General features: G+C 58.5%; 21 protein-coding genes and 2 tRNA genes. 18 read left to right on the plus strand and 5 right to left on the minus strand.

The features are described from left to right. The first annotated feature begins 113 nt into the window (after positions 1 to 113). Entirely contained in the window at positions 114 to 1,037 is a 924-nt protein-coding gene (locus M0D68_RS28255) for a LysR family transcriptional regulator (protein ID WP_200654904.1), read from the plus strand. Positions 1,038 to 1,258: 221 nt separating this feature from the next. Here the strand turns inward: M0D68_RS28255 and M0D68_RS28260 are convergent, their stop codons facing one another. Beyond that, the gene (locus M0D68_RS28260) at positions 1,259 to 1,999 is read right to left on the minus strand and encodes an SDR family NAD(P)-dependent oxidoreductase (protein ID WP_266226018.1); all 741 of its coding nucleotides are present in this window, start codon (positions 1,997 to 1,999) and stop codon (positions 1,259 to 1,261) included. A gap of 284 nt (positions 2,000 to 2,283) precedes the next feature. Here M0D68_RS28260 and M0D68_RS28265 point away from each other — a divergent pair, with 284 nt between their 5' ends. Next, a complete protein-coding gene (locus M0D68_RS28265; protein ID WP_200654905.1) occupies positions 2,284 to 2,745 on the plus strand; it encodes a MaoC family dehydratase in 462 nt (153 codons plus the stop codon). 20 nt (positions 2,746 to 2,765) lie between these two features. Further along, positions 2,766 to 3,647 carry an NAD(P)-dependent oxidoreductase gene (locus M0D68_RS28270; protein WP_266226019.1) on the plus strand — a complete coding sequence of 294 codons (882 nt, stop codon included), beginning with the start codon at positions 2,766 to 2,768 and terminating at the stop codon, positions 3,645 to 3,647. Positions 3,648 to 3,657: 10 nt separating this feature from the next. Here M0D68_RS28270 and M0D68_RS28275 read toward each other — a convergent pair whose 3' ends face one another. Beyond that, positions 3,658 to 4,251 (minus strand): TetR/AcrR family transcriptional regulator, encoded by a 594-nt coding sequence (locus M0D68_RS28275; RefSeq protein WP_200622693.1) that lies wholly within the window; start codon positions 4,249 to 4,251, stop codon positions 3,658 to 3,660. A 98-nt stretch (positions 4,252 to 4,349) separates the two neighbouring features. Between M0D68_RS28275 and M0D68_RS28280 the strand changes: the two genes are divergently transcribed. Beyond that, on the plus strand, positions 4,350 to 5,318 hold the full coding sequence (locus M0D68_RS28280; RefSeq protein WP_266226020.1) for a zinc-binding alcohol dehydrogenase family protein: 969 nt from the start codon (positions 4,350 to 4,352) through the stop codon (positions 5,316 to 5,318). A gap of 85 nt (positions 5,319 to 5,403) precedes the next feature. Then, a complete protein-coding gene (locus M0D68_RS28285) occupies positions 5,404 to 6,135 on the plus strand; it encodes an SDR family oxidoreductase (RefSeq protein ID WP_266226022.1) in 732 nt (243 codons plus the stop codon). Between the two features lie 66 nt (positions 6,136 to 6,201). Here M0D68_RS28285 and M0D68_RS28290 read toward each other — a convergent pair whose 3' ends face one another. Then, the gene (locus M0D68_RS28290) at positions 6,202 to 6,465 is read right to left on the minus strand and encodes a hypothetical protein (RefSeq protein ID WP_256456427.1); all 264 of its coding nucleotides are present in this window, start codon (positions 6,463 to 6,465) and stop codon (positions 6,202 to 6,204) included. A 69-nt stretch (positions 6,466 to 6,534) separates the two neighbouring features. Here M0D68_RS28290 and M0D68_RS28295 point away from each other — a divergent pair, with 69 nt between their 5' ends. The 8 genes from M0D68_RS28295 to M0D68_RS28330 all read left to right on the plus strand — a co-directional run bounded on the left by M0D68_RS28295 (position 6,535) and on the right by M0D68_RS28330 (position 16,269). Further along, the gene (locus tag M0D68_RS28295; RefSeq protein ID WP_266226023.1) at positions 6,535 to 6,780 is read left to right on the plus strand and encodes a hypothetical protein; all 246 of its coding nucleotides are present in this window, start codon (positions 6,535 to 6,537) and stop codon (positions 6,778 to 6,780) included. A 283-nt stretch (positions 6,781 to 7,063) separates the two neighbouring features. Further along, entirely contained in the window at positions 7,064 to 8,893 is a 1,830-nt protein-coding gene (locus M0D68_RS28300; protein WP_266226024.1) for an ATP-binding protein, read from the plus strand. Positions 8,894 to 8,900: 7 nt separating this feature from the next. Beyond that, on the plus strand, positions 8,901 to 10,244 hold the full coding sequence (locus tag M0D68_RS28305; RefSeq protein ID WP_093632527.1) for a sigma-54 dependent transcriptional regulator: 1,344 nt from the start codon (positions 8,901 to 8,903) through the stop codon (positions 10,242 to 10,244). 390 nt (positions 10,245 to 10,634) lie between these two features. Further along, positions 10,635 to 11,780, plus strand: a complete 1,146-nt coding sequence (locus M0D68_RS28310) for a porin (RefSeq protein ID WP_200622072.1) — start codon at positions 10,635 to 10,637, stop codon at positions 11,778 to 11,780. A gap of 90 nt (positions 11,781 to 11,870) precedes the next feature. Next, positions 11,871 to 13,097: a YncE family protein gene (locus tag M0D68_RS28315; RefSeq protein ID WP_266226025.1), complete on the plus strand. Its 1,227-nt coding sequence runs from the start codon at positions 11,871 to 11,873 to the stop codon at positions 13,095 to 13,097. Positions 13,098 to 13,120: 23 nt separating this feature from the next. Then, positions 13,121 to 13,891: a substrate-binding domain-containing protein gene (locus tag M0D68_RS28320; RefSeq protein WP_266226027.1), complete on the plus strand. Its 771-nt coding sequence runs from the start codon at positions 13,121 to 13,123 to the stop codon at positions 13,889 to 13,891. An 81-nt stretch (positions 13,892 to 13,972) separates the two neighbouring features. Beyond that, positions 13,973 to 15,013 (plus strand): fumarylacetoacetate hydrolase family protein, encoded by a 1,041-nt coding sequence (locus M0D68_RS28325; protein ID WP_266226028.1) that lies wholly within the window; start codon positions 13,973 to 13,975, stop codon positions 15,011 to 15,013. A 143-nt stretch (positions 15,014 to 15,156) separates the two neighbouring features. Further along, positions 15,157 to 16,269 carry an alpha/beta fold hydrolase gene (locus M0D68_RS28330; RefSeq protein ID WP_266226030.1) on the plus strand — a complete coding sequence of 371 codons (1,113 nt, stop codon included), beginning with the start codon at positions 15,157 to 15,159 and terminating at the stop codon, positions 16,267 to 16,269. Positions 16,270 to 16,585: 316 nt separating this feature from the next. Here M0D68_RS28330 and M0D68_RS28335 read toward each other — a convergent pair. Next, a tRNA-Leu gene (locus M0D68_RS28335) sits at positions 16,586 to 16,672 on the minus strand. Positions 16,673 to 16,933: 261 nt separating this feature from the next. Beyond that, positions 16,934 to 17,020 (minus strand) — tRNA-Leu (locus M0D68_RS28340). A 304-nt stretch (positions 17,021 to 17,324) separates the two neighbouring features. Here M0D68_RS28340 and rnr point away from each other — a divergent pair. The 5 genes from rnr to M0D68_RS28365 all read left to right on the plus strand — a co-directional run bounded on the left by rnr (position 17,325) and on the right by M0D68_RS28365 (position 22,758). Next, positions 17,325 to 19,841, plus strand: a complete 2,517-nt coding sequence (gene rnr, locus M0D68_RS28345) for a ribonuclease R (RefSeq protein WP_200622077.1) — start codon at positions 17,325 to 17,327, stop codon at positions 19,839 to 19,841. Between the two features lie 183 nt (positions 19,842 to 20,024). Continuing rightward, entirely contained in the window at positions 20,025 to 20,768 is a 744-nt protein-coding gene (gene rlmB, locus M0D68_RS28350) for a 23S rRNA (guanosine(2251)-2'-O)-methyltransferase RlmB (RefSeq protein WP_266226032.1), read from the plus strand. 43 nt (positions 20,769 to 20,811) lie between these two features. Next, entirely contained in the window at positions 20,812 to 21,507 is a 696-nt protein-coding gene (gene rpiA, locus M0D68_RS28355; RefSeq protein WP_266226034.1) for a ribose-5-phosphate isomerase RpiA, read from the plus strand. Between the two features lie 476 nt (positions 21,508 to 21,983). Then, positions 21,984 to 22,139 carry a hypothetical protein gene (locus M0D68_RS28360; protein WP_200654951.1) on the plus strand — a complete coding sequence of 52 codons (156 nt, stop codon included), beginning with the start codon at positions 21,984 to 21,986 and terminating at the stop codon, positions 22,137 to 22,139. A gap of 196 nt (positions 22,140 to 22,335) precedes the next feature. Next, the gene (locus M0D68_RS28365) at positions 22,336 to 22,758 is read left to right on the plus strand and encodes a type II toxin-antitoxin system HigA family antitoxin (RefSeq protein WP_266226060.1); all 423 of its coding nucleotides are present in this window, start codon (positions 22,336 to 22,338) and stop codon (positions 22,756 to 22,758) included. Positions 22,759 to 23,000: the final 242 nt, after the last annotated feature.

Here is a 23,000-nt window from a genome sequence, read left to right on the forward strand (position 1 = left end):
GCGATCAATTCCGGGTTGAAACTCAAATTAGGCTTAAGCGTAGAATGTTTCGGCGGCCCGGAATAAGACTTTGTATATCTGGAGCCATATTCGGCAGGCATGGGGAGAGAGCAATGGAGCTTCGACATCTTCGCTACTTTGTCGCTGTTGCGGAGACGGGTAGCTTCACGACGGCGGCCGAACAGCGGCTGCATACGGCCCAGCCCTCCCTCAGCCGTCAGATCCGCGATCTTGAAGAGGAGGTGGGCGTTGATTTGCTGATACGCGGCGCCCGCGGAGTTGAATTGACAGCGGCAGGTCAGGCGTTCCTCGAGCACGCTCGTGGAACGTTAGCGCAAGCGCAATCCGCCATTGAAGCGGCTCGACGCGCGGCGCATCGTTTAAAGCCCGTATTCGCGCTTGGATTCCTTACTGGGCAGGAGATCGAGTGGTTGCCGGAGGCGATGCGGGTTCTCCGCGACGAACTCCCGAAAATTGAGGTTACGGTCTCCAGCCAATACTCGCCGTCGCTTCGCGATGCCCTGGTGAAAGGCGAGCTCGACCTCGCATTCATGCGGCCGGAGCCGAACGTGCCGGACCTGGAGTACCGGCTTGTTGTCAAGGAGCCATTGGTGGTGGTTTTGCCAAGTGATCACCCTCTCGCGGCTTGCGAAAAGATCGCTCTTCAGCAGTTCGTTGGCGAGACGTTCATCACCGTTTCGCACACTGCCCCTACTGTGCGGACCGTCATCGACGAGTTTGTCCTGCAATCAGGTCTGGACATTCGTGCAAGCTACGAAGTGGATAACCTCGCGATGGCGGTGTCAATGGTGGCATCGACACGCGGTCTCGCGTTGCTTCCGTGTTACGCGAGGAATTTCCTTCCCGCGTCGGTGACAAGCCGTCCACTTGATGTTGAACCGCCGACTATCGACCTGGTCATCGGCTATAGCAAGGCCAACACTTCGCCGATATTGAGTTTGTTTCTTTCCAGAATCGACCATCTACTCGCCCGCTGCAGATCGATAGCGGCCGAAAAACAAGCATCCGTAGCGTAGCTGCCACGAAGCAGCGACGCTCGGTCATACGCATTTTCGTTTGCCCTTGTATTGGGGGCGATGACGGCTTCAGTTCCTCCTCTTCCAGCAAAAAGGATTTCGAGTCTCTCCATTTGCGGGATCTTTAACGGAGAGCCAACTGCGTTAGCTCATCAACTCTCCGTTGCGTCCGCTCGGACGTTGAGCTTCTTCAAATCCATACACCGAACGTGCCCACGGCTTCAGGCATTCATCCCACCATCAACCGTAAGATTCGTCCCAGTAACGTACGAGGCCTCCGGCCCGGCAACGAACGCTACCATTGCGGCAATCTCCTCAGCGCGACCATAGCGATCGAGCGCTGTGGCGGCCTTCTGCGGCACCGCCCAGTCTCCTGAGGCGGGATTCAGGTCTGTATCGATCGGTCCTGGCTGGACGTTGTTGACCGTAATCCCCCGGCCTCCCAACTCTCTGGACAGCGCCTGGGTGAACATCCTGACGGCCGCTTTCGTGGCTGCGTAGGGCACGAGCCCTGGCGCAATCGCGCGCTCGCCCACCGCCGAACCGATCATGATGATGCGGCCACCATCATTCAGACGCTTCAGCGCAGCCTTGGTCGTAGCGAATACACCGCGGATATTGATGTCGATTACTCTATCCATCTCCTCCAGCGTCGTGTCTTCGAACGGTTTCGGAATGGCCGTGCCGGCATTGTTCACCAGCACATCCAGCCGGCCGAAGGTCGCAAAAGTTTTTTCGACCGCGGCTTCGACAGCTTTGACGTCAGCAGCGTCCGCCTGGATTGCAATAGCCTCTCCGCCATTGAGTTCGATCTCTTTGACCACTGCCGACGCCGCGCTTGCGTTCTTCGAGTATGTAAAGGCCACACTCGCTCCATCCGCGGCCAGACGTTTTGCGATTGCCGCACCGATGCCGCGTGAGCCACCGGTAACGAGTGCCACTTTTTTGGCTAATGCAGACATTTGATTTCCTTGAGTATGCGTGAGCGATTCACCGCGTCACTGGATCAGAAAATAGATTTGCAGTACAAACGTTCGATGTACGTTGCTGCAACGATTGTAGGTTTCCGTGACGGGTGCGACAAAGACCTTATAAGCAAGGGCGGCATGCGTTTTGGGCATAGCAGGGGGGGACATGCCTGCATGCTCCTCGTTCCGATTTCTCGCTTGACAAAGTAACAGACCTGTCCGTAATATAAAAATTAGTTACAGGTCAGTCACTTTATTGTGAGCAGGTCATGGATCAGTTGAACAAGCAGCGCTATCTGGAAGATTTTGCAGTGGGGCAGACGTTCGGCTCTGGGCGGCTGCGCATCGACAAGGAGCGGGTGCTCGCGTTCGCTGCCGAGTTCGATCCGCAGCCCTTCCATCTCGATGAGGCGGCGGCGCGCCACTCGATTTTCGGTGGTCTGGCCGCCAGCGGCTGGCACACCGCCGCCGTGACGATGCGGTTGATGATCGAGACCGAACTCAAGCCGGCTGGCGGCTTCATTGGCGCCGGCCTCGACGAGTGCCGCTGGCCCCGGCCCGTGCGCCCCGGTGACGAGTTGCGGGTCGAGTGCGAGGTGATCGAGGTGCGACCGTCAAAGTCTCGTCCGGAGCAGGGCCTGATCAAGCTCCGAACGACCACGCTGAACCAGGACGACGAGGCCGTGCTCGTGCATGTCGTGAACATGGTCGTGCCGCGCCGGACACACCATTCGTCTTGATACCGGAAGGCGGGATATTCATGGACATCGGTTTCATTGGCTTAGGCATCATGGGACAGCCCATGGCGCTCAATCTGGCCCGCGCAGGAACACAACTCATTGTCTGGAATCGCTCTGCTGGCAGATGCGAATCTTTGCGAGCCGCGGGCGCAACCGTCGCGACGAGTCCTGCCGAAATATTTAAACGAAGCCGCGTGGTATTCCTGATGCTGGTCGATGGCGACGCAATCGACGCTGTCCTCGGTCGCGGCACGTCGCAGTTCGGCGCGAACGTTGCGCACCACACGATCGTCCATATGGGGACGACCTCGCCCGACTACTCGCGCGGACTCGACACCGACATTCGCAAAGCCGGCGGCAGCTACGTGGAAGCGCCCGTCTCGGGCTCGCGCAAGCCCGCCGAAGCGGGGCAGCTCCTGGCGATGCTGGCAGGCGAAGACGCGGCCATCGAAAGCGTCCGCCTTCTGCTCGATCCAATGTGCCAGCAGACGATGATGTGCGGCCCGGTTCCGAACGGGCTTCTCATGAAGCTCGCGGTCAACCTGTTTCTAATGACCACAGTCACCGGCCTTGCGGAAGCGGCGCATTTTGCCGAACGATATGGCCTCGACATGCAGCAGTTCCGCACTATCGTCGACGCCGGTCAGATGGCGAGCGGCATCTCGCGCGTAAAAATACACAAGCTGGTGGCACGCGATTTCGAAGAAGTGCAGGCGTCGATTGTCAATGTGCTGGAGAACAATCGCTTGATTGCGGATGCAGCCAGAGCAGGCGGAGTCGCGTCACCGCTATTGGATGTCTGCTACGCACTATTCGGCGAGACCCTGGCGTTGGGGCACGGGCAATCCGACATGGCGGCCGTCGTCCACGCATTCGAGGCAAGAACCGATTCCAGCAAGTAATCGCGTTCGACTAGGCCAACAGCTTCGTGGCGGCATCAATGAGGTCGCCCTTCAGATTGCCCGACTCCGCTATCGAACCAGTGACGTATGCGCCGTTGATGACCAGCGCTATCTGAGACGCGGTGCGGTTGGGATTACTAACACGCATTTTGGCGACGATCGCTGCGAGCCTCGTCTGCATTTCCTCTTTGTTGTCTCGAGCGATAACGCGGCCAGGATGCTTGTCGTCGGGAAACTCCGCCATCAGATTAAGAAAGGGGCAGCCACGAAAGGCGGGGTGCGCAATCCGTTTCGCGATTCCAGATAGCAGTGCCTCCAACAAAGCGCGCGGGTCATCGGCGTGCTTCTTTTCAACGTCATCCCACCACGCCCAGAACAACCGATCTTTCTCGGCGGCGAAAGCGCAGATCAAAGCGTCCTTGGAGTCGAATACCCGATAGAGGCTCGTCTTCGACACCCCGGATTGCTCGACGACCGTGTCGACGCCGATGGCACGTATGCCCTCGCGGTAAAACAGATCGCTTGCCGTCGCGAGGATCTTCTCTCGCGCGCTCACTTCGCCCTTGGGCGGGGCTCCCCGCCGGGGTCGGGCTCCTGCCTTCATATCCGCAACCTCCTTTGATTCAGATTTTCTGATTGACAAAGTAACAGATCGGTACCTAGTATGAAAGTTACAGGTCTGTTACTTTATAGGATATACCCATGCGTGTGATCGAAGCGGAAACCTTTTCGGGCTATGACGGGTTGCGGCAGATTGAATTGCCCAAGCCGCAACCGGCGAAGGGCAGAGTGCTGGTTCGTGTGACGGCTGCCGGTGTCACTCCCCTCGACTACACGCTCCTGTCGGGTGGACACCCTCGAGCCAAGGCGCCACTGGTGCTCGGCAATGAGGGCGCCGGTGTCATCGAGGACGCAGGCGACTCCGGGTTCGCGACGGGAAGCCGCGTGATGTTCACCGGGCCCTACGGCGTTGGCGAGAATGGCACATGGCAGGAATGGCTGCTGGTGAGACCGGAACATCTGGCGTTGTCTGACGCGATTGGCGACGTCGTCGCGGCCAGCATTCCGGTGGCTTATCTGACCGCACAGATCAGCCTCACCGACGCCGGGTTCAAGCCGGGCATGACGGTGCTGGCGCCAGGAATCGGCGGGTCGGTCGGCAACGCGACCTATCAGCTCGCACGGGCGCAGGGCGCCGGCAAGGTGATCTCCACGGCTGGCAGCGCGGCGAAAGCCGCAAGAGCGCGCGAGCTTGGCTGGGAGGACGTGATTGACCTCACCCAGGAAGGTCTCGCTGACGGCGTTCGTCGAATAACGGCCGGCAAGGGTGTCGATATCGTCATCGAGAGCATTGGCGGCGCTGTGACGAGTGAGGCGTTGAGCAGCCTCGGTCACGGCGGTGTCCTGATCACGTTGGGCTACTCCGCTGGCCGCAAAACCACGATCGATGTCACGGACCTGATCTGGAAGCGCGCGCGGATGGCCGGCTTCTCGCTGTTCGCCCAGTCACCGGCCGCGATCGCCGCTGCGTGGCAGCACATCATTCCGTTAGTCGTAAGCGGATCAGTCAAGCCGATCGTCGAGCGGGTCTACCCGCTCGCTGAAGCGCGTGAAGCCTTGCGTCACCTGATAGAGGATCGGCCGTTTGGCAAAGTCATTTTGACGATGTGACGGACACGACGTCCGGTGATTTTTTGGCAACTGGCCGTCAGCCCAGAGGTGCCAACCGGTATTCGCAATCAACGGAGTAGTTGCTATGGATAAGTTGCAGGGAAAGGTGGCTGTCATCACCGGCGGCTCGTCAGGGATAGGCCTCGCCGCCGCGAAGCTCTTTGTCGCCGAGGGCGCCTACGTCTTCATCACCGGCCGTCGCCAGAGGGAGCTTGACGAAGCCGTGAGGGCCATCGGGGGCAATGTGACCGGCATCCGTGGAGACGTCGCCAATCTGGATGATCTTGATCGTCTTTATGAGAGCGTCAACGCGACAGGGCGAAGAATCGACATTGTCTTCGCCAACGCTGGCATCGCTGAGTTCGCCACGTTGGACGATATTACTGAAGCGCATTTCGACAAACTGTTCAATACCAACGTGAAGGGCGTGCTCTTCACCGTCCAAAAGGCTCTGCCGCTCTTGAACAACGGTGCATCGATCATTCTCATGGGCTCCGTCGCGAGCGCCAAGGGGACGCATGCCTTCTGGGTATACGGCGCGACCAAGGCCGCTATCCGCAATTTCGTACGAGGATGGACTGTGGAGTTGAAGGACCGTGGCATCCGTTCAAACGTACTGAGTCCGGGGCCAATTGATACGCCGATCATTGGTCAGCAGCCTGCGGACGCTATTGCGAGGATTTTATCTACCATCCCGATGGGACGCATGGGGCAAGCCGACGAAGTTGCCAAAGCGGCTTTGTTTCTCGCTTCAGACGATTCGAGTTTCGTCACGGGCATCGAACTCTTCGTCGACGGGGGCAGAGCGCAGATCTGAGCGTCGTTTGTTAGCGGAACGCAAGGGAATTATGGGCAACAAAAAACCCCCGTGAAGCGCTAAGGCTTAACGGGGCACTTGGTATACGCAAAAACGCCCGATGCTAATGTTCGTCAGAGATTGAACGGAAGTGACCTGCGCCTTATCGCTGTCCAGACTGCGGGGCAAGGTATGGCCGTAACAAATGGTCACCGGACAGGCTACAACCGATGCCGGGGGAGCATCGACCGTGCGCATCCGCGCGTAATATTTGCGGCCGATGGCATCGAGCACCTGGTCCAGCCCTTCGACGGTTTCTCCCGCCAGCGTGCCTTTCGTTGCAGCGGCCATTGACATTCTGTTATTCGGTGAATACCCTGTATACAATAACTATAAAATAATCATATAGCAGGAGACAACTTGGATAACACATCTTTGCCGCACCCGGTCTCGATCGACCGGGCCGGCTCGGTTCTGACTTTCACACTCAATCATGCCGGCACCGGCGATGCAGTCATCGGGTCGCGGTCGGCGCAATGGCATGGTGAAGCGACCATGCTGGCAGCGCGCGTCTTGCGCATTCCGTATTTGGCGACGCCTCTTGCACACATGGCGAACGCGCCGCCAACAACCCAGAACCTATTCACCGCGAAGTCTCGCGCCTGATCAAGTTAAAGCGCTGTCGCGGTGAATGCCGCGGCGGTTGATATGCGTGCGCGGGCGGTTCTCCGCGCCATTGCTTATATCACCAAGTGGGCGATGCCCCGTGCCGGTCGCCCGGAGAGCGAGCGATCCGGCTTGCCGCATTGTTGCGTCGCCGCATTAGCGAGAGCTGCCTATGCCACGCGGTGGCGTTAGTCCCAGGCTGGAAGTACGCGATCGGCCAGTGCGCAACTGGCTCTGCCAGCACGTGCATGCTCAGCAATGGTTGAAGAGATATGCAGGAGTCGTGCTGCTCATTGTTGCGGGCATCTACTGGTCCTATCAATATGCCGAGCAACTCGGCATCGAGACTATTCGCCGAGCGGCGGTCCATCGCATCGATATCTACGACACTGCACTAAAGAGCGAATTGGCACGCTATGCCTACTTGCCGTCACTCGTGAACCTCAATCCCGAAGTGGTGCAACTGTTGCTCGAGCCTAACGATGCCGCGCTCACCGGGCGGGTCGACCAATATTTAGCCGCGGTCAATCGGGGGGCGCACTCGGATACGCTGTACATCATGGATGTACAGGGCAACACGCTGGCGTCGAGTAACTGGGACCAGCCCTACAGTTTCGTCGGAATTAACTACGGCTACAGACCTTATTTTCAGGAAGCGCTCTCGACGGGCAGTGGCACGTTCTACGGCTTAGGGGCCGCAAGCAAGGAAGCTGGCTACTTCTATGCCGAGCGAATCTACGCCAGCGGAAAAGTCGTTGGAATCGCGACCGTCAAGATCAACCTCAGCAAGATCGAGCAAATTTGGCAACGTGCGGGCGATACGGCAACGATCAGCGATATTCACGGCGTTATTTTTCTATCGACTCAGGACCGCTGGAGATTCAAGTCACTCGGCGTCTTATCGGCGCAGGCGCGCGCGGCGATCATTGCCAACCATCAATATGATGCGCCGGGCGCACTGGAACCGGTCGGCTTGATCATGCAAGAGCCGGCAGGGGACACGGCCAATATAGCCAGATTCGCGCCTAAGGCCAATTTGAGCCCACACGCCCCGGCTTTTCTAACATCCCGTTTTTTGCTGTTGAGCCGCGCGGTGCCTGATACAAGCTGGACGATAAGCACGCTGTCGGACATCACGCCCGCAGAAGTATCAGCAGTGAACGTCGCCCTTGGGGTCGGGTTGGGGATGACGTTGGTGATGGTTTTCATTTTGTATCTTTTGCAGCGGCGGCGGATCGTCGCGCAGGAACTTGCGGCCAAGGAAAACCTGCGCCACATGAATGAGGAACTTGAACGCAAAGTAGCGCGCCGAACCGACGCGTTGAATCGAATGAACAAGACGTTGGAGCTTGAGATTTCGGAGCGCCGGCGTGCAGAAACCGTACTCAAATCGACATTGCAGGAGTTGGTCCAGGCCGGAAAAATGGCAGCGCTCGGGCAGATGTCCGCAAGCATCACACATGAACTGAACCAGCCTTTGGCGGCGCTACGGACGTTGTCTTCGAATGCGTTGATGTTCATGCAGCGGCTTGAATTCGACGAGGCGTGTCAAAACCTGCGAGTCATTTGCGACATGACCGAACGCATGGGAAAAATCACCAGCCAGCTCAAACGCTTTGCGCGCAAATCGCCCACTTACCTCGAACGGGTCCTGATCGGCTCAGCCATTTCCAACGCCATCTTCCTGCTTGATGCCCGGATTCGCAGCGGCAATGTCGAGTTAGTGCGCGAAGAGCCAGAAGAAAGTGTATACGCGATCGCGGAACCTAACCGTCTTGAGCAGGTATTTATCAATCTGATTAGTAATGCACTGGATGCGATGGCCGAAATCGGCATCGACGGACTGGCTCGATCGCGCGTGCTGACAATTATCGTCTGTGACGAAGCGGATCACGTTTCGATTGGCGTGCGCGATACCGGCACGGGCATATCGGACGAGGTTCGAAATCACTTGTTCGAGCCGTTTTTTACGACTAAAGACAAGGGCGAAGGGTTGGGATTGGGTTTGACGATTTCGATCGGCATCATCCAGGAGTTCGGAGGCACCCTGGTCGCCAAAAACAGACCAGACGGCACTGAATTCACCGTCAGGCTAAAACGGGCCACACTGTGAGAAGACAATGTCTAATAATCTAAAAGTGCTATTTGTGGAAGATGACGCGGCGGTGCGCCTTGGCGGCACACAAGCACTTCGTTTGAGCGGCCTGGAGGTCCAGTCCTTCGAGCGGGCCGAACATGCCCTGCGTTATATAGAGTTTGGCTTCCCCGGCATTCTGGTCAGCGATCTCCGGTTGCCTGGCATGAGCGGCCTCGCATTATTGGAGCATACGGTTGGAACTGACGCATCGCTGCCGGTCATCCTCGTGACTGGTCACGGTGACATCCCGATGGCGGTCGACGCGATGCGCCGCGGTGCTTATGATTTTGTCGAGAAACCGTACTCGTCGGAACAACTCGTCGACGTATCGCAGCGCGCGCTCGAAAAACGTCGCCTGACGCTTGAACTCGCAACCGTTCGTCAGGCACTTGCGCATCGGGACAATATAGAAGCAAGGATTCTCGGACGTTCTCCAGCGATCGAACGCCTGCGCCGAATGATCCTGGAACTTGCCGACGCCGACGCAAATGCACTGATTCTCGGCGAAACGGGAACGGGCAAGGAGTTGGTCGCCCGTTCACTGCATGATTACGGGCATCGAAAGGCGAAGAATTTCGCGGCGATCAATTGTGCGGGTATTCCCGAGCTATTGTTCGAAAGTGAAGTGTTCGGCCATGAGGCTGGTTCTTTCACAGGCGCGATCAAGCGGCGTATCGGGAAGATTGAGTATGCCCGGGGAGGCACGCTGTTTCTCGACGAGATTGAAACAATGCAGATGTCGCTGCAAGTAAAACTGTTGCGCTTGCTGCAGGAGAAAAAGTTCGAGCGTGTCGGCTCCAACGATCTGCTTGAGATGGATTGCCGGATCGTCGCGGGATCCAAGGCGGATCTGTTGGCGCTGTCTTCAACAAACCACTTTCGCGATGACTTGTATTACCGGCTAGGCGTCATGGTGCTTGAGATTCCTCCGCTGCGGGAACGCCGCGAGGATATCCCCCTCCTGTTCGAGCACTTTGTCGTACGGGCTGCGGCTGAATACAACAGGCCGATACCGGAAATCTCGCCAGCGCAAAGGCACGATCTGATGTCGAGACCATGGGGGGGAAACGTAAGGGAACTACGTAACGTCGCTGAGCGCTTTACGTTAGGTATGCCGACGCGAGTAGACCCAGCCAGCAGCGACGACAATACCGGGAAACCCTCGCTTGAGACCAAACTTAATCTGTTCGAGCGCCAATTGATCGAAGAGGCGTTGCGCGGATGTTCGGGCCGCGCGGCTGTCGCGTGCGAGCGTTTGGGCGTACCCAAAAAAACTCTGTACGACAAGATGCGCCGCTTGGGCATCAGTACCGAGGAGTTCAAATAAAGCGGCCTGGATCAGGGGCAGGAAGACCTTGACCATATTTCCAGCCATCAAATGGCCGTTTTTCTGGTTTTCCGCAATCAGGCCGAATGAACAAACGGCAAACGCACCTTAAATCAATCGCTTAGTGGTCGCACAGACTGGCACGCTGTTTGCGTAATTGTTGATGACAATTACAGTGACAACGGAGGCCCTTGAATGACTGCGTGACTGCGCGTGAGAGCGTATCGACGTAGCCGAATCCCTTGCTTTCCACTGCTTGAATCGCTTGGTCTGCCGATCCGTTCCACCGGGCGCCGCAGCGTCTTGCGTTGGCACTTCCTCACAAATTAAATCGGTCTACTAACTGACTGGATTTATGGATTCTTATACCCATAATATCTTGGAGATTTTATGAGACGTCTCGCAATTTCGTGTTTTACCCTGACCATGCTGTCCACGGCTTCTATCGCCCAAGCCCAAAGCAGTGTCACGCTTTACGGCGAGATTGATGATGCCTTGGCGTACTACAACAATGTGGGTCACGCCTCCCTGGTTACGATGCAGGGTGCTGACCTGGCCACCAACCAGTGGGGCATTAAAGGCAAGGAGGACCTGGGTGGTGGTTTTCAGGCGATTTTCAACCTGGAAAACGGCTTTGACATCAACACCGGCAAGTTGAGGCAGGGTGGCCGCGAGTTTGGAAAGAACGCATGGGTGGGTCTGTCGAGCACTACCCTGGGCACGATCACGATCGGTCGCCAGCTGGATCCGACGGTTGATCTGGTTCAACCCTTTACGGCCGACGGTTATGGTCCCGCGTTTACGACCCCGGGAGATGCCGACAACAACGACAATACCTTCCGGGTTGACAATTCAATCAAGTACACGAGCCCGACTTATGGCGGCCTGCAGTATGAATTGATGTACGGCTTGGGCGGCGTGGCGGGCAACATATCTTCGCAGGAACTTTCCTCGGCTGCTGCGTCGTACACCAACGGCGGCCTGGGACTAGCCGTCGGTTATATCTTCGCCAAGAACGACGGTCCCGGCGGTTTGGGCACGGCCGATCAGACTCAGAACAACTCCGTCACGCCGCTCTTTGGCAGCGTCGCGTTTGTAGGTTCACGGCTGATCACCCACGTTGCAGCTCAGTATGCTATCGGACTATTTACCGTTAACGTGCGGTACAGCAATGCGCAGTGGAAACCCTATACAAGCTTCGCGGCATTCAACCGTACCGAAACCTTCAATACCGGAGCCACATCTCTCGACTACCAGGTGACGTCAGCGCTTGCGGTGAACGTCGGCTACACCTATACGAGATCAAGCGGCGCTTCTTCGGCTACGTACAACACTGTTGCGGCAGGCACGGAATACTCCTTGTCCAAGCGTACGACCGTCTACGCAATCGGCGGTTACTCGCATGCACACGGCACCACCTTCAGCGCAGACGGCAATAGCGTCGTGGCCGCCGGCGGTTCGGTGGGTGACCTCGAATCCAGCTCAAGCACGCCAAATCAGGTCGCTTTTATGATGGGCATTACCCACAAGTTCTGACGACGCATGCAGAAGCCGCGAGCGTTTTGATAGTCACTGCCGCGGCGTCTCAGACGGAACGCGTGTCTTGAAAAATTATCCGGCTGGCAAATGGAACCTGAGATTCACGAACACCTTGCAGGCAACGCGCGAAGGAAGCGGGTTCTTTCGATGCCGCCGCAAGGCACCACTCGTGCAAAAAAATCGGCTGTTAAATCTGAAGCAAGTAATGGCAGTAACACAAAAAGGATCGAGACGATGTCATACAAGCTAAAGTCGCTCGCGCTGCTCGGCAGCGTGTTTTCTTGTGTCCTGACCGGCCATGTCGGCGCCGCTGAACTCAAGATGATTTCCAAAGTGCAGGTTCCGGGCGCACCCCTGGATTCGTTCGACATCAGTTATGTCGACCAGAAGACAAATCGGTATTACCTGGCCGACCGAAGCAACAAGGCCGTTGATATTGTTGACGGAGCCACAGAGAAGGTAGTCGGCCAGATCCCCGGTTTTGTCGGCTTCGACAAGGACAACGATACGGCAGGGCCTAACGGCGTCCTGGTCATTGGCAAAGAAGCCTGGGCCGGCGATGGGGACAGCTCGGTCAAGGTCATCGACCTCAAGTCCCAGACAATCGTCGATACGATCAAGACGGGCGGGAAAAACCGCGCTGACGAGATGGCATACGATCCCAGGCACCATATCTTTATCGTCACCAACGATGCGGATGATCCTCCTTTCGTGACGTTGATCTCGACCAGGCCGGGACATAAGATCCTCAAAAAGATCGTCTTCAATGACGCGACCGACGGAATCGAGCAGCCGATCTATTACGCACCGAAAAGCATCTTCCTGATGACGGTTCCAGAGATCAAGGGCGACAAGTCAACGGGCGGAATCGCCATGATCGATCCGCTCAAGGGCGAAGTCACGAATGTCATGAAGGTTTCCGACTGCACACCTGCCGGGCTGGCACGCGGGCCGGGAAAGAACCTGGTGATCGGTTGCAACGCCGGCGGCAAGAAATCGACGCTCAAGCCCGTTACGCTGATCGTCAACGGAGATAGCGGGGCAGTTGTCGCCTCGGTCCCCGATATGGGCGCAGCTGACGAAGTGGCTTATAGCGCCAAAAACGGGCAGTACTACATTAGCGGCCGGCAGATGCCGAATGGTCCGGTTCTGGGCGTGATCGACGCCAGGACCAACACGCTCTTGCAGAGCATCCCGACGGGCGGTAATGCCCACTCGGTTGCCACGAGCGACGTGAATGGGCACGTGTTTGTACCGCTTCCTAAGACAGGTGGTCCGTGCGGTGGTTGCATCGGCGTCTACAGTACTCAATGAGGCTAATCGTGAGGACAGTTCTCGTGAAAGTCAAAGCGGGATTTTTGATCGGCGTGCTGCTCGCGGGGGTTCAGCCGGCTCACGCAGCGGATCTGGTAGTTTTTTCGGCGGCCGCGCTGAAGGGCGCTCTTGAGAAACTGCCAGAGCAATACTTTGCGGCGAGTGGCGACCATGTCCGATTGATCTATGGCACCGCAGGCCAGGTGCACGATCGGGCAGTGTCGGGCGAAGCTTTCGATCTCGTCATTGTTCCTCCCACGCCGCTCGCCAATCTGGTCGAGCGTCATCTGGTGCTGGAGGGGTCGGAAAAAGACCTCGCTCGCGTGCGACTCGGTATGGCGGTCAAGACCGGCACCGCTGTGCCCTCGATCGGGGATGACCAGGCGTTCGCGCAGGTCTTGCTCGACGCTCCATCGATCGGTATGGCCGACCCGGCAACTGGAGCGACGTCGGGCATCTATCTCGCCAAACTGATTGACCGCCTTGGGATCGGTGACCGGGTAGACGCCCGGATCAAGTACTACGCCGAAGGACAAACGGCTATGGAGGCCATGGCGCGGGGCGAAGTATCCGTCGGACTGGGGCAGATCAGCGAAATCAAGCCCGTTCATGGCGTCACACTCGTCGGGCCTATTCCAGAGGACCTGCAGCTCAAGACGACCTACGCAGTGGGTATCGGCGCCAACAGCGGGTCACCGGCGTTGGCAAAAAAGCTGCTCTCTTATCTCACCGGACCGGCAGTGCAGGCGTCATTGAAAGCGAATGGATTCGACGCTGTTTCACAGGCGAACTAGCTGGAAGCTGACCGCGTTGACCCTACGTTGCCAGGCTTGCCACGCACTGTTATTCAGGCCTACTACTCCAAAGGAACGATCTTGGACAAATCGCGTCGCACTCTCCTTAAAATAGGCACGGGGTTCGCCCTCAGTTCGGCGGTAACCACTTGGGCTGGAGCGACTCCTGTAGCAATCAAGGTTCCCGCAGACTCGGGACTGGCTGGCGATGCGTTGCGGCTGGTGACCTATCAACATGCTGCCGCAAAAGCGCCGCGCCTTGGAGTGGTGACGGCGCAGGGCATGGTAATCGACGTTGGCGCGACTGCTCGTGAGTTAGGTATGACGCTGGCCTTCGACCCGGCGAGCATGGTCTCGTTGATAGCCGCCGGGCCCGATGCCGTCGCGCAGGCGCGTCGATGCGCGGCCTCCGGGCGAGCGCATGCGTCACTTGACGGCGTGCGGCTACTCGCGCCGATCCCGGTGCCTGCCCGCAACGTCTACGCTGTCGGCTGGAACTATCTGGAGCATTTTGGCGAGAGTCTGACCGCGAAGCAGGCAGCTCTGCCGAAGCACCCGGTGTTCTTTACCAAGGGCACGCATACCATCAACGGTCCCTTTGACCCCATCCCCTTTAATCCATCGGTGTCCGTGAAGATCGATTGGGAGGGCGAATTGGCGGTCATTATTGGCAAGCGTGGCCATAACATCGCGGAAGCCGACGCGATGCAGTATGTGTTCGGCTATGCCGTAATCAACGACACGACTGCGCGGGACATGCAGGTCGATCATGGCGGCCAATGGTTCAAGGGCAAGAGCCTGGACGGTCACGGTCCGATTGGCCCCTGGATCATTCCCGCCAGCGACATCGACTACACCAACCTGCAACTGACGACGCGCGTGAACGGTGTGGTGAAGCAGCAAATCAATACCAGCCAGATGTATTTCAAGGTGCCGCGCATCATCGAAGAGCTGTCTCTGGGTCTGACGCTCGAGCCCGGCGACATCATTGCAACGGGGACACCATCAGGCATCGGCGCCGCTCGTAACCCGCCGGAGTTCCTCAAACCTGGCGATGTGATGGAAACCGAAATCGATCGGATCGGCATGATCCGAAATGTGATTCGTCAGGTCACTACCTAGCGGCAGGTGTCGCGCGGGAATAGGGCGAAGCCACTCCCGGGGAAACTGACCTGAGCGGCAGCCTGATCGACGGGCCGGCGTTGGCGTGATGGATCGGAGCGCTGTGTGTCCTGCTTTGTGAGTGTGTCGGTTCGACTTGGCAGTTGATTGCTCATTCCATCAATCGGCAATACCAGAGAACCTTCAATATTGTTGGACAGTCATGGGAAATCAGAATGAATGATATGAACAATGTGACCGAAAAGCAGAACGCCTTGCAGCGACGTCGTTTTTTGCAAGGCGCAGCAGTGACGTTGATCACGACGACTGTGATGCCGGTAAGCGCCAGCGCTGCCACCATGCAGATCATTGCCGAAGATCACTGGGCGCAAAAAGGCGCGGTGAAACTATACCTGTACCGCAAGCGCCTCGCAGACGGCGCAAACGCAGATGCGGGCCCGAAGCCGGTATTGTTCCTGGTGCATGGCTCGTCGTTCTCGGGGCGGGGCGGTTTCGACCTGCAGGTCCCCGGATTGCCGAACTACTCGTTCATGGACGAGTTCGCAAGATACGGCTTTGACGTCTGGACCATGGATCACGAGAATTATGGCCGCTCCTCCAAGACCGAATCGAACTCAGATATCAGATCTGGCGTCGATGATTTGAAAGCCGCGCTGCCGGTTGTCGAGCAAGTTACCGGACAGAAGAAGGTCATGTTCTACGGCCAGTCGTCTGGCTCGATCCGTCTCGGTGTCTTTGCAATGGAAGAGCCGGAGCGGGTCGACCGCATGGTGCTCGATGCGTTCACCTATACCGGCGAGGGCGCGCCCGAGATCATGAAGCGGCGTGCGAACATTGCGAAGCTTACGGCCAGCAACTTCCGGCCGACCTCGCAAGCGAGCTTCGACGCCATTTTTTCGCGCGATGATCCGTCGACAGTCGACCCGGCAATACCGAAAGCCTTGGGTGACTACGAGCTGAAGCTGGTGAACCGGACGCCGAACGGAACCTATGTCGACATGGCGATCCACATGCCGATGGTCGACCCCAAAAAGCTTCAGTGTTCCGTTTGCATGACGAGAGCCGAACACGATGGCAACGCGACGGATGCTGAATTACTCGATTTCTTCTCGCAACTGCCGAACAAAGACAAACAGTTCTGTGAGATCAAGGGCGTCGCCCACGTTGCGGTGCTTGGCATCAACCGCCACCGTATCTGGCACGCCATGCATGCCTTCTACACGATGCCGCCGCAACGTACCGCCACAAACGGGTGACTTGCACCGTCTGACGGCCGGGCGGTTACCAGGATTGACGCATTTCAATCAATCGCCGATGCCTTAAAGGAGGAGACTGCCGCGGAGAGCGTACGTGTGTGGTCGAGCATCAATGCTGGTTCCACATCGGCACGACTACTAAATCGAGTGCGCGAAAGCTGCGAGACGGGCGCTTCGATTCCGTGCATACGCAAAAATCGTTGATGTCAGTGGAACGCAAGGGATCTGTAGAAAACAAAAAACCCCGTAAGACTTTGATCTTACGGGGTTTCTCGGACTTCTTCGGCTTGAGTTTGAACTAAGCCGGAACAACTGTTGGTGCCCAGGAGAGGACTCGAACCTCCACGGTGTTGCCACCGCTAGGACCTGAACCTAGTGCGTCTACCAATTCCGCCACCTGGGCACATCTTCAAGCTAGACCGCTATTTTAGCGCGCTGATGCAGCGTGTCAATCCCTACATCCAAACTGACTATCGCTTCATCGACCGCCCGGTTGTGTCGTGCAGCGAAGCGAAACTTCACTGCTCAATCACCGCCAACTCACGTTGACGCAACCGTCCTGCCAACCACATGATCCGACCGAAAAACCAGAATCGGACCACATAGCCTCACACAAAAAGTAAAGCCGCCGATGCGAAACATCAGGCGGCTTTACTTTTGAATCTGGTGCCCAAGAGAGGACTCGAACCTCCACAGTGTTGCCACCGCTAGGACCTGAACCTAGTGCGTCTACCAATTTCGCCACCTGGGCAGGTGATGAACAGCAAAGAACGCCATTATAGCGACAGATTCAGGGCTGTCAAGCGTTTCTCAAAACTCGCTTAAACATCGCCGCAGCGAGCCTGCGTGCGCCTCACAGCGACTATTGACGGGCCGCTTGGCGCACAAGACGGGTGTTAGAATGCCTCGCAGTAGTTCGTTGGCACGGTGCACACGCCCGTCGGACTCAGACTTGAACGAGCCGGACCCGAGCAGTCATTCCAGTGCAATCGCAAGTGCAACTTAAGCGCAACCCAAGCGCCTCTTAAGCCCAGCCACATCGCCGACCGACGTCCATGCAACGAGAAAAAATCATCGACAAGCCCTTGAGCAAATTCCCGTATCCGATCCCGAGCCGCGAAGAAATCCTGGGCGTCCTGCGCACGAGTGAAGCGCCGCTTGCCGCGAACGACATCGCCGAAGCCCTGTCGATCAAGCGCCAGGAGCGCGAAGGATTTTTCAAGCGCTTAGGCGCCATGGAGCGCGACGGCCAGATCCGGCTCGATCAGCGCAATCTCTATCAGCTGACCCATCCGTCGAACTTCGTTGCGGGCCGCGTCCAGGGCCATCGTGACGGCTACGGTTTTCTCATTCGCGACGACGGTCAGGACGATCTGTTCCTGCCCACCGGCGAAATGCAGAAGGTCATGCACAACGATCGCGTGCTCGCGCGCATTGTCGGCTATGACCGCCGCGGCAGGCCGGAAGGGCATATCGTCGAAGTCACGGACCGCGCCAACAAGCGCGTGATCGGCCGCCTGCTCAACGAGAACGGCGCACTGATCGTCGCGCCTGAAGACAAGCGCATCGGCCATGACATCCTGATCGCGCAGAACACCAAGAAGGCCAAGGTCGGCCAGGTGGTGGTGGTCGAGCTCACCGATTTCCCGAGCCGTCACTCGCAGCCGCTCGGCCGCGTGGTGGAAGTGCTCGGCGATATCGACGACCCCGGCATGGAAATCGAAATCGCGGTGCGCAAGTACGGTGTGCCGCACGAATTCAGCCAGTCGGCGCTCGACGAAGCCGCGCGGCTCCCCGACGAAGTCCGGCCGGTCGATGCGCGTCATCGCATCGATCTGCGCGACGTGCCGCTCGTCACGATCGACGGTGAAGATGCCCGCGACTTCGACGACGCGGTGTATTGCGAGCCGGTTCAAGTCGGCCGTGGCGAAGGCTTCCGCCTGATCGTCGCGATCGCGGACGTCTCGCACTATGTGCATCCGAAGAGCGGTCTCGACGCCGACGCGCTGGAACGCAGCACCTCGGTGTACTTCCCGCGCCGCGTGATTCCGATGCTGCCGGAAAAGCTGTCGAACGGTTTGTGCTCGCTGAACCCGAACGTCGACCGTTGCGTGCTGGTGTGCGACATGATCGTCACCGCGCGCGGCGAAGTGAAGGCGTATCAGTTCTATCCGGGCGTGATGCACTCGGCGGCGCGGCTGACCTATACGGAAGTGGCCGCGGTGCTGAAAAACACCAAGGGCCCGGAGGCCGCGCGTCGCGCCGCCTTGCTGCCGCAACTGCAGAATCTGTATGGCGTCTACAAGTCGCTGTTCGCCGCGCGCCAGAAGCGCGGTGCGATCGACTTCGATACGACCGAGACGTACATCGTCTGCAATGCGCAGGGCAAGATCGAACAGATCATTCCGCGCACCCGCAACGACGCACACAAGCTGATCGAGGAATGCATGCTGGCCGCGAACGTCTGCGCGGCCGACTTCCTCAAGCGCAACAAGCACCCGGGTCTGTTCCGCGTGCACGCCGGGCCGACCGCCGAGAAGCTCGAGAACCTGCGCACCTTCCTGCGCGGTATGGGCCTTTCGCTCGCCGGTGGCGACAAGCCGCACGCCAGCGATTACGCCGCGCTGATGGCGCAGATCCGCGAGCGGCCGGACGCGCAGATGTTGCAGACCATGCTGCTGCGCTCGATGCAACAGGCTGTCTATAGTCCGGACAACATCGGCCACTTCGGTCTCGCGTACGAAGCGTACGCGCACTTCACGAGCCCGATTCGCCGCTATCCCGACCTGCTCACGCACCGCGCGATCTACGCGATTCTGCAAGGCCGCAAGTATCAGCCGGAGCCGCCGCAAGGCGTCGAGTTGAACACGGCGCTGTCGCCGCGTGCCCGAGCAATGCAGCAGGCCGATGAGGAAAAACACGGCGTTCGCAACAAGTCGAAAGACGTGGCGATCTGGGAAGAACTCGGTCTGCATTGCTCGGCGAACGAACGCCGCGCGGATGAAGCATCGCGCGACGTGGAAGCCTGGCTCAAGTGCTACTTCATGCGCGACAAGCTCGGCGAAGAGTACGGCGGCATGGTGAACGGTGTGACGTCGTTCGGCATTTTCGTGCAACTCGATTCGCTCTTCATTGAAGGCCTCGTGCACGTTACCGAACTGGGCTCGGACTACTTCCAGTACGACGAGATCAAGAACGAGTTGCGCGGCGAGCGTACCGGGATTCGTTATCGCCTGTCGGATCGGGTGCGGGTGCAGGTGAGCCGCGTCGATCTCGATGCGCGCAAGATCGACTTCCGCCTCGTGCGCGATACGCCGATCAAGCCGCCGGCGAGTCGTCCGGCTCTTGCCGACAAGACATCCGGCGAAAGCGGCGGCGCACGCGTGCGTTCGTTGCCGCCGGCGGATAGCAGTGCAGGCGGCGCGGCAGCGCCGGGCGGCCGGCGCAAGAAGGCAGCGCCGGCGCAAACCGCAGCCGTCAAGGAAGCGCGCGCGGCACGCGGTGCAGCGAAGAAACACGGCGGCGCGCCGGCCAAGTCGGCCTCGAAACCGCAGGCCCGCAAGAAGCGCTGAAGTCGTTTGACGGCTTGAACCGCGCGCATCGGGTACGTAGAAACGTACCGGTTGCGCGCGGTCTTCGTTTCATCGCAATCAAGTCAGGTAGCGAGACACGCTACTCAGGCAGCACAGTAAGCAGGTTCGCATTCATCACAGCAGCGCGCTTTCAGGGCGCGCTCAATCAAAGGTTTGTCAGTCATGTCACGTCTCAAGGTTCTATACGGTTTCCACGCAGTGACCGCACGTATGCGGCACGATGCGTCGACGGTCGAAGAGGTTTACTACGACGCCACGCGCAAAGACCGTCGCATGACCGAGTTCCTGCACGCGGCGAAAGAAGCCGGCGTGCATCTGATCGCCGCCGACGAAACGCGTCTGTGGGGCCTCTCGCATACCGAGCGGCACCAGGGCGTGGTGGCGCGTGCGGGCGATATGCCGCTCGCGCAGAATCTGGCCGAACTGCTCGACGGCATCAACGGTTCGCCGTTGATTCTCGTGCTGGACGGTGTGACCGATCCTCACAACCTCGGCGCCTGCCTGCGCGTGGCCGATGCGGCCGGCGCGCACGCGGTGATCGCGCCGCGTGACCGCGCAGTGGGTTTGAACGCGACCGCTGCGAAGGTGGCGAGCGGCGCGGCCGACACCGTGCCGTACATCACCGTCACGAATCTGGCGCGTGCGCTGCGTGAGTTGAAGGACGCGGGCGTGTGGGTGGTCGGTACCGCCGGCGAGGCCACCAAGAGCCTCTACGAGACCGAACTCGACGGCCCGGTCGCACTGGTGATGGGCGCCGAAGGCGAGGGCATGCGCCGCCTCACACGCGATACCTGCGACGTGGTCATGCAGATTCCGATGGCGGGTACGGTCGAAAGCCTGAACGTGTCCGTGGCGAGCGGTGTTTGTCTGTTCGAAGCGGTGCGTCAGCGCTCGGTGAAGAAGTAAACTCCGGTAAACTTGTCGTTTTTACTGCTCGCCTGCATTCCCCATGACCCAAGACGAACTCAAGCAACTGGTCGGCCAGGCCGCCGCCGACTATGTGAACGCCAACGTGCCGGAAGGCTCCGTGATCGGCGTCGGCACCGGCTCCACCGCGAACTGTTTCATCGACGCGCTGGCCGCCAGCAAGACCCGCTATCGTGGCGCGGTGTCGAGCTCGCTCGCCACTACCGCACGTTTGCAATCGCACGGCTTCAAGGTGCTCGATCTGAACGAGATCGAAACGTTGCCGGTGTATGTCGACGGTGCCGACGAGATCGACCGCAGCGGCGCGATGATCAAGGGCGGCGGCGGCGCGCTGACGCGCGAAAAGATCGTCGCGTCGGTGTCGGACGTATTCGTCTGCATCGTCGATGCGAGCAAGCTGGTCGACACGCTCGGCAACTTCCCACTGCCGATCGAAGTCGTGCCGATGGCGCGTACCGCGATTGGCCGCCGCGTGACGGCGCTTGGCGGCGTGCCGGTCCTGCGCGTGACGAAGGACGGTGCACCGTTTATTACGGACAACGGCAACGAGATCCTCGACATCAAAGGTCTGAAGATCGCCGATCCGCGTGCACTCGAAGCACAGATCAATGCATGGCCGGGCGTCGTGACCGTTGGCCTGTTCGCAGAACGCGGAGCGAATCTGTGTCTGCTCGGCACTGATGCAGGCGTAGAGGCGATTCGCTACGCCCTCAGTTAACGCTGCGTATTCAAGGCATCGCACGGCGTCGAGCGCGGTGCGATGCCTTGTCTTATGTCTCCGGCGGCTGTTGCTGCCTCGGTGCCGTGATCCGGCTCCGCCCTCCGAGCGTTCGGGCTCACTACATATTCGCCTGGTGGCGCGAGCGCGCAACCCCAATGTCTCCGCCGCCTGGCGCTGCCTACCTTCCCGGTCGTCGGCCCGTGCTCTCTTGTGCGCGCAGGCCCCCGATCCGTTTGTTGCCCCCGTTATTTGACGTTCTGGTTGCGGCCCACATGCTGCGCTGGTTTCGCTCGACTGTGACCATGGCGTGCTATCCGGGGCTGCGAACAGTGTCAGACCTTGGCGGCTGATCGACGAGCACGCACTTTTGGCCGTTTCTCGATTGCGGAGTGTGGCCGCGCGCACGCACTGCTGACGACACTCCTTTTAAACTCGGTTTCGTGGAGTTGGACTGCTGCGCGTAGGGCGACATCGTGAAAGTGACGATTGCCGCCGACTGGCTCATGGCGTCAGCAGAAGCAGAAGGCGTGCGCAAACAGATAGTCGAGAAATATCGAAATGCCGATCCATCCGATCGGCTCGACATCTTCGAGCACTGTGCGCCGATCACGCCAAACGGGTTGGATTGATAAAAGTGATTTTGAATTGTTAAAAATTCGTCTTACTAAATAAATTGAGAGATGAGCAATAGCAATTGCCGTTACTTGCGGAGATGGAGTTATGACAGAGCGGCACGGCATCACTGCGGGGGAGTCGCGTTACGGCATGGCTGGATTACCCAACACCGAAAGAATACGATCTTCTCAAAAGGAGAATTCAAAGAATATGAATGCCGATCGCCTTTTGGGCCAGGTCCCTGACATCGCAGAAGCTTGGGCTGCGTTGCAGAGCAAGGTGTCTATCAAACCCATTCGTACCGAGCAGGAATACGAGGAGATGACGCAACTCGCGAATGCCCTGACGAAATATCCCCAGGGTGACACGGGCAATCCGCTGGTGGATCTGCTCGGCGTTCTGTCCGCTCTGATCGACTGCTGGGAAACTCGTCATGTAGTTCTCCCCAGTGCAGAACCACGTGAAGTGCTACGCCACCTGCTGGAAACGCATGGTCTCAAGCAAAAGGACCTGGCGGATATCGCCTCGCCAACGGTGGTCAGCGATATTCTCGCGGGGCGCCGTGCGATTAGCAAGAAAGTGGCAAAGGCGCTAGCTGCGCGTTTTCGAACGGACGTCGGCGCATTTCTATGAGATCTCGCTAAATATAGAGAATCGACGGTGCGAAGTGGGAAATGTGTTTTCGCTATATATAAACAATATTAATTCGCATGACTAATAAAAATAATAATAAGGGATAGTTTGCCCGCATCGCCTTTTTTTTTGGGCGAGCGCCAGGCTTCTGCCACGGCGCTTTGGATTTAAGTCGCCCGCCGGCTTTCATGATGTTACTCATCCAAAATGCGAACTTCGTCTAAACAACCTGATTGGTGTGA

Origin of the sequence: Paraburkholderia sp. SEWSISQ10-3 4, assembly GCF_030464785.1 — a bacterium.
Lineage (GTDB): Bacteria > Pseudomonadota > Gammaproteobacteria > Burkholderiales > Burkholderiaceae > Paraburkholderia > Paraburkholderia aspalathi.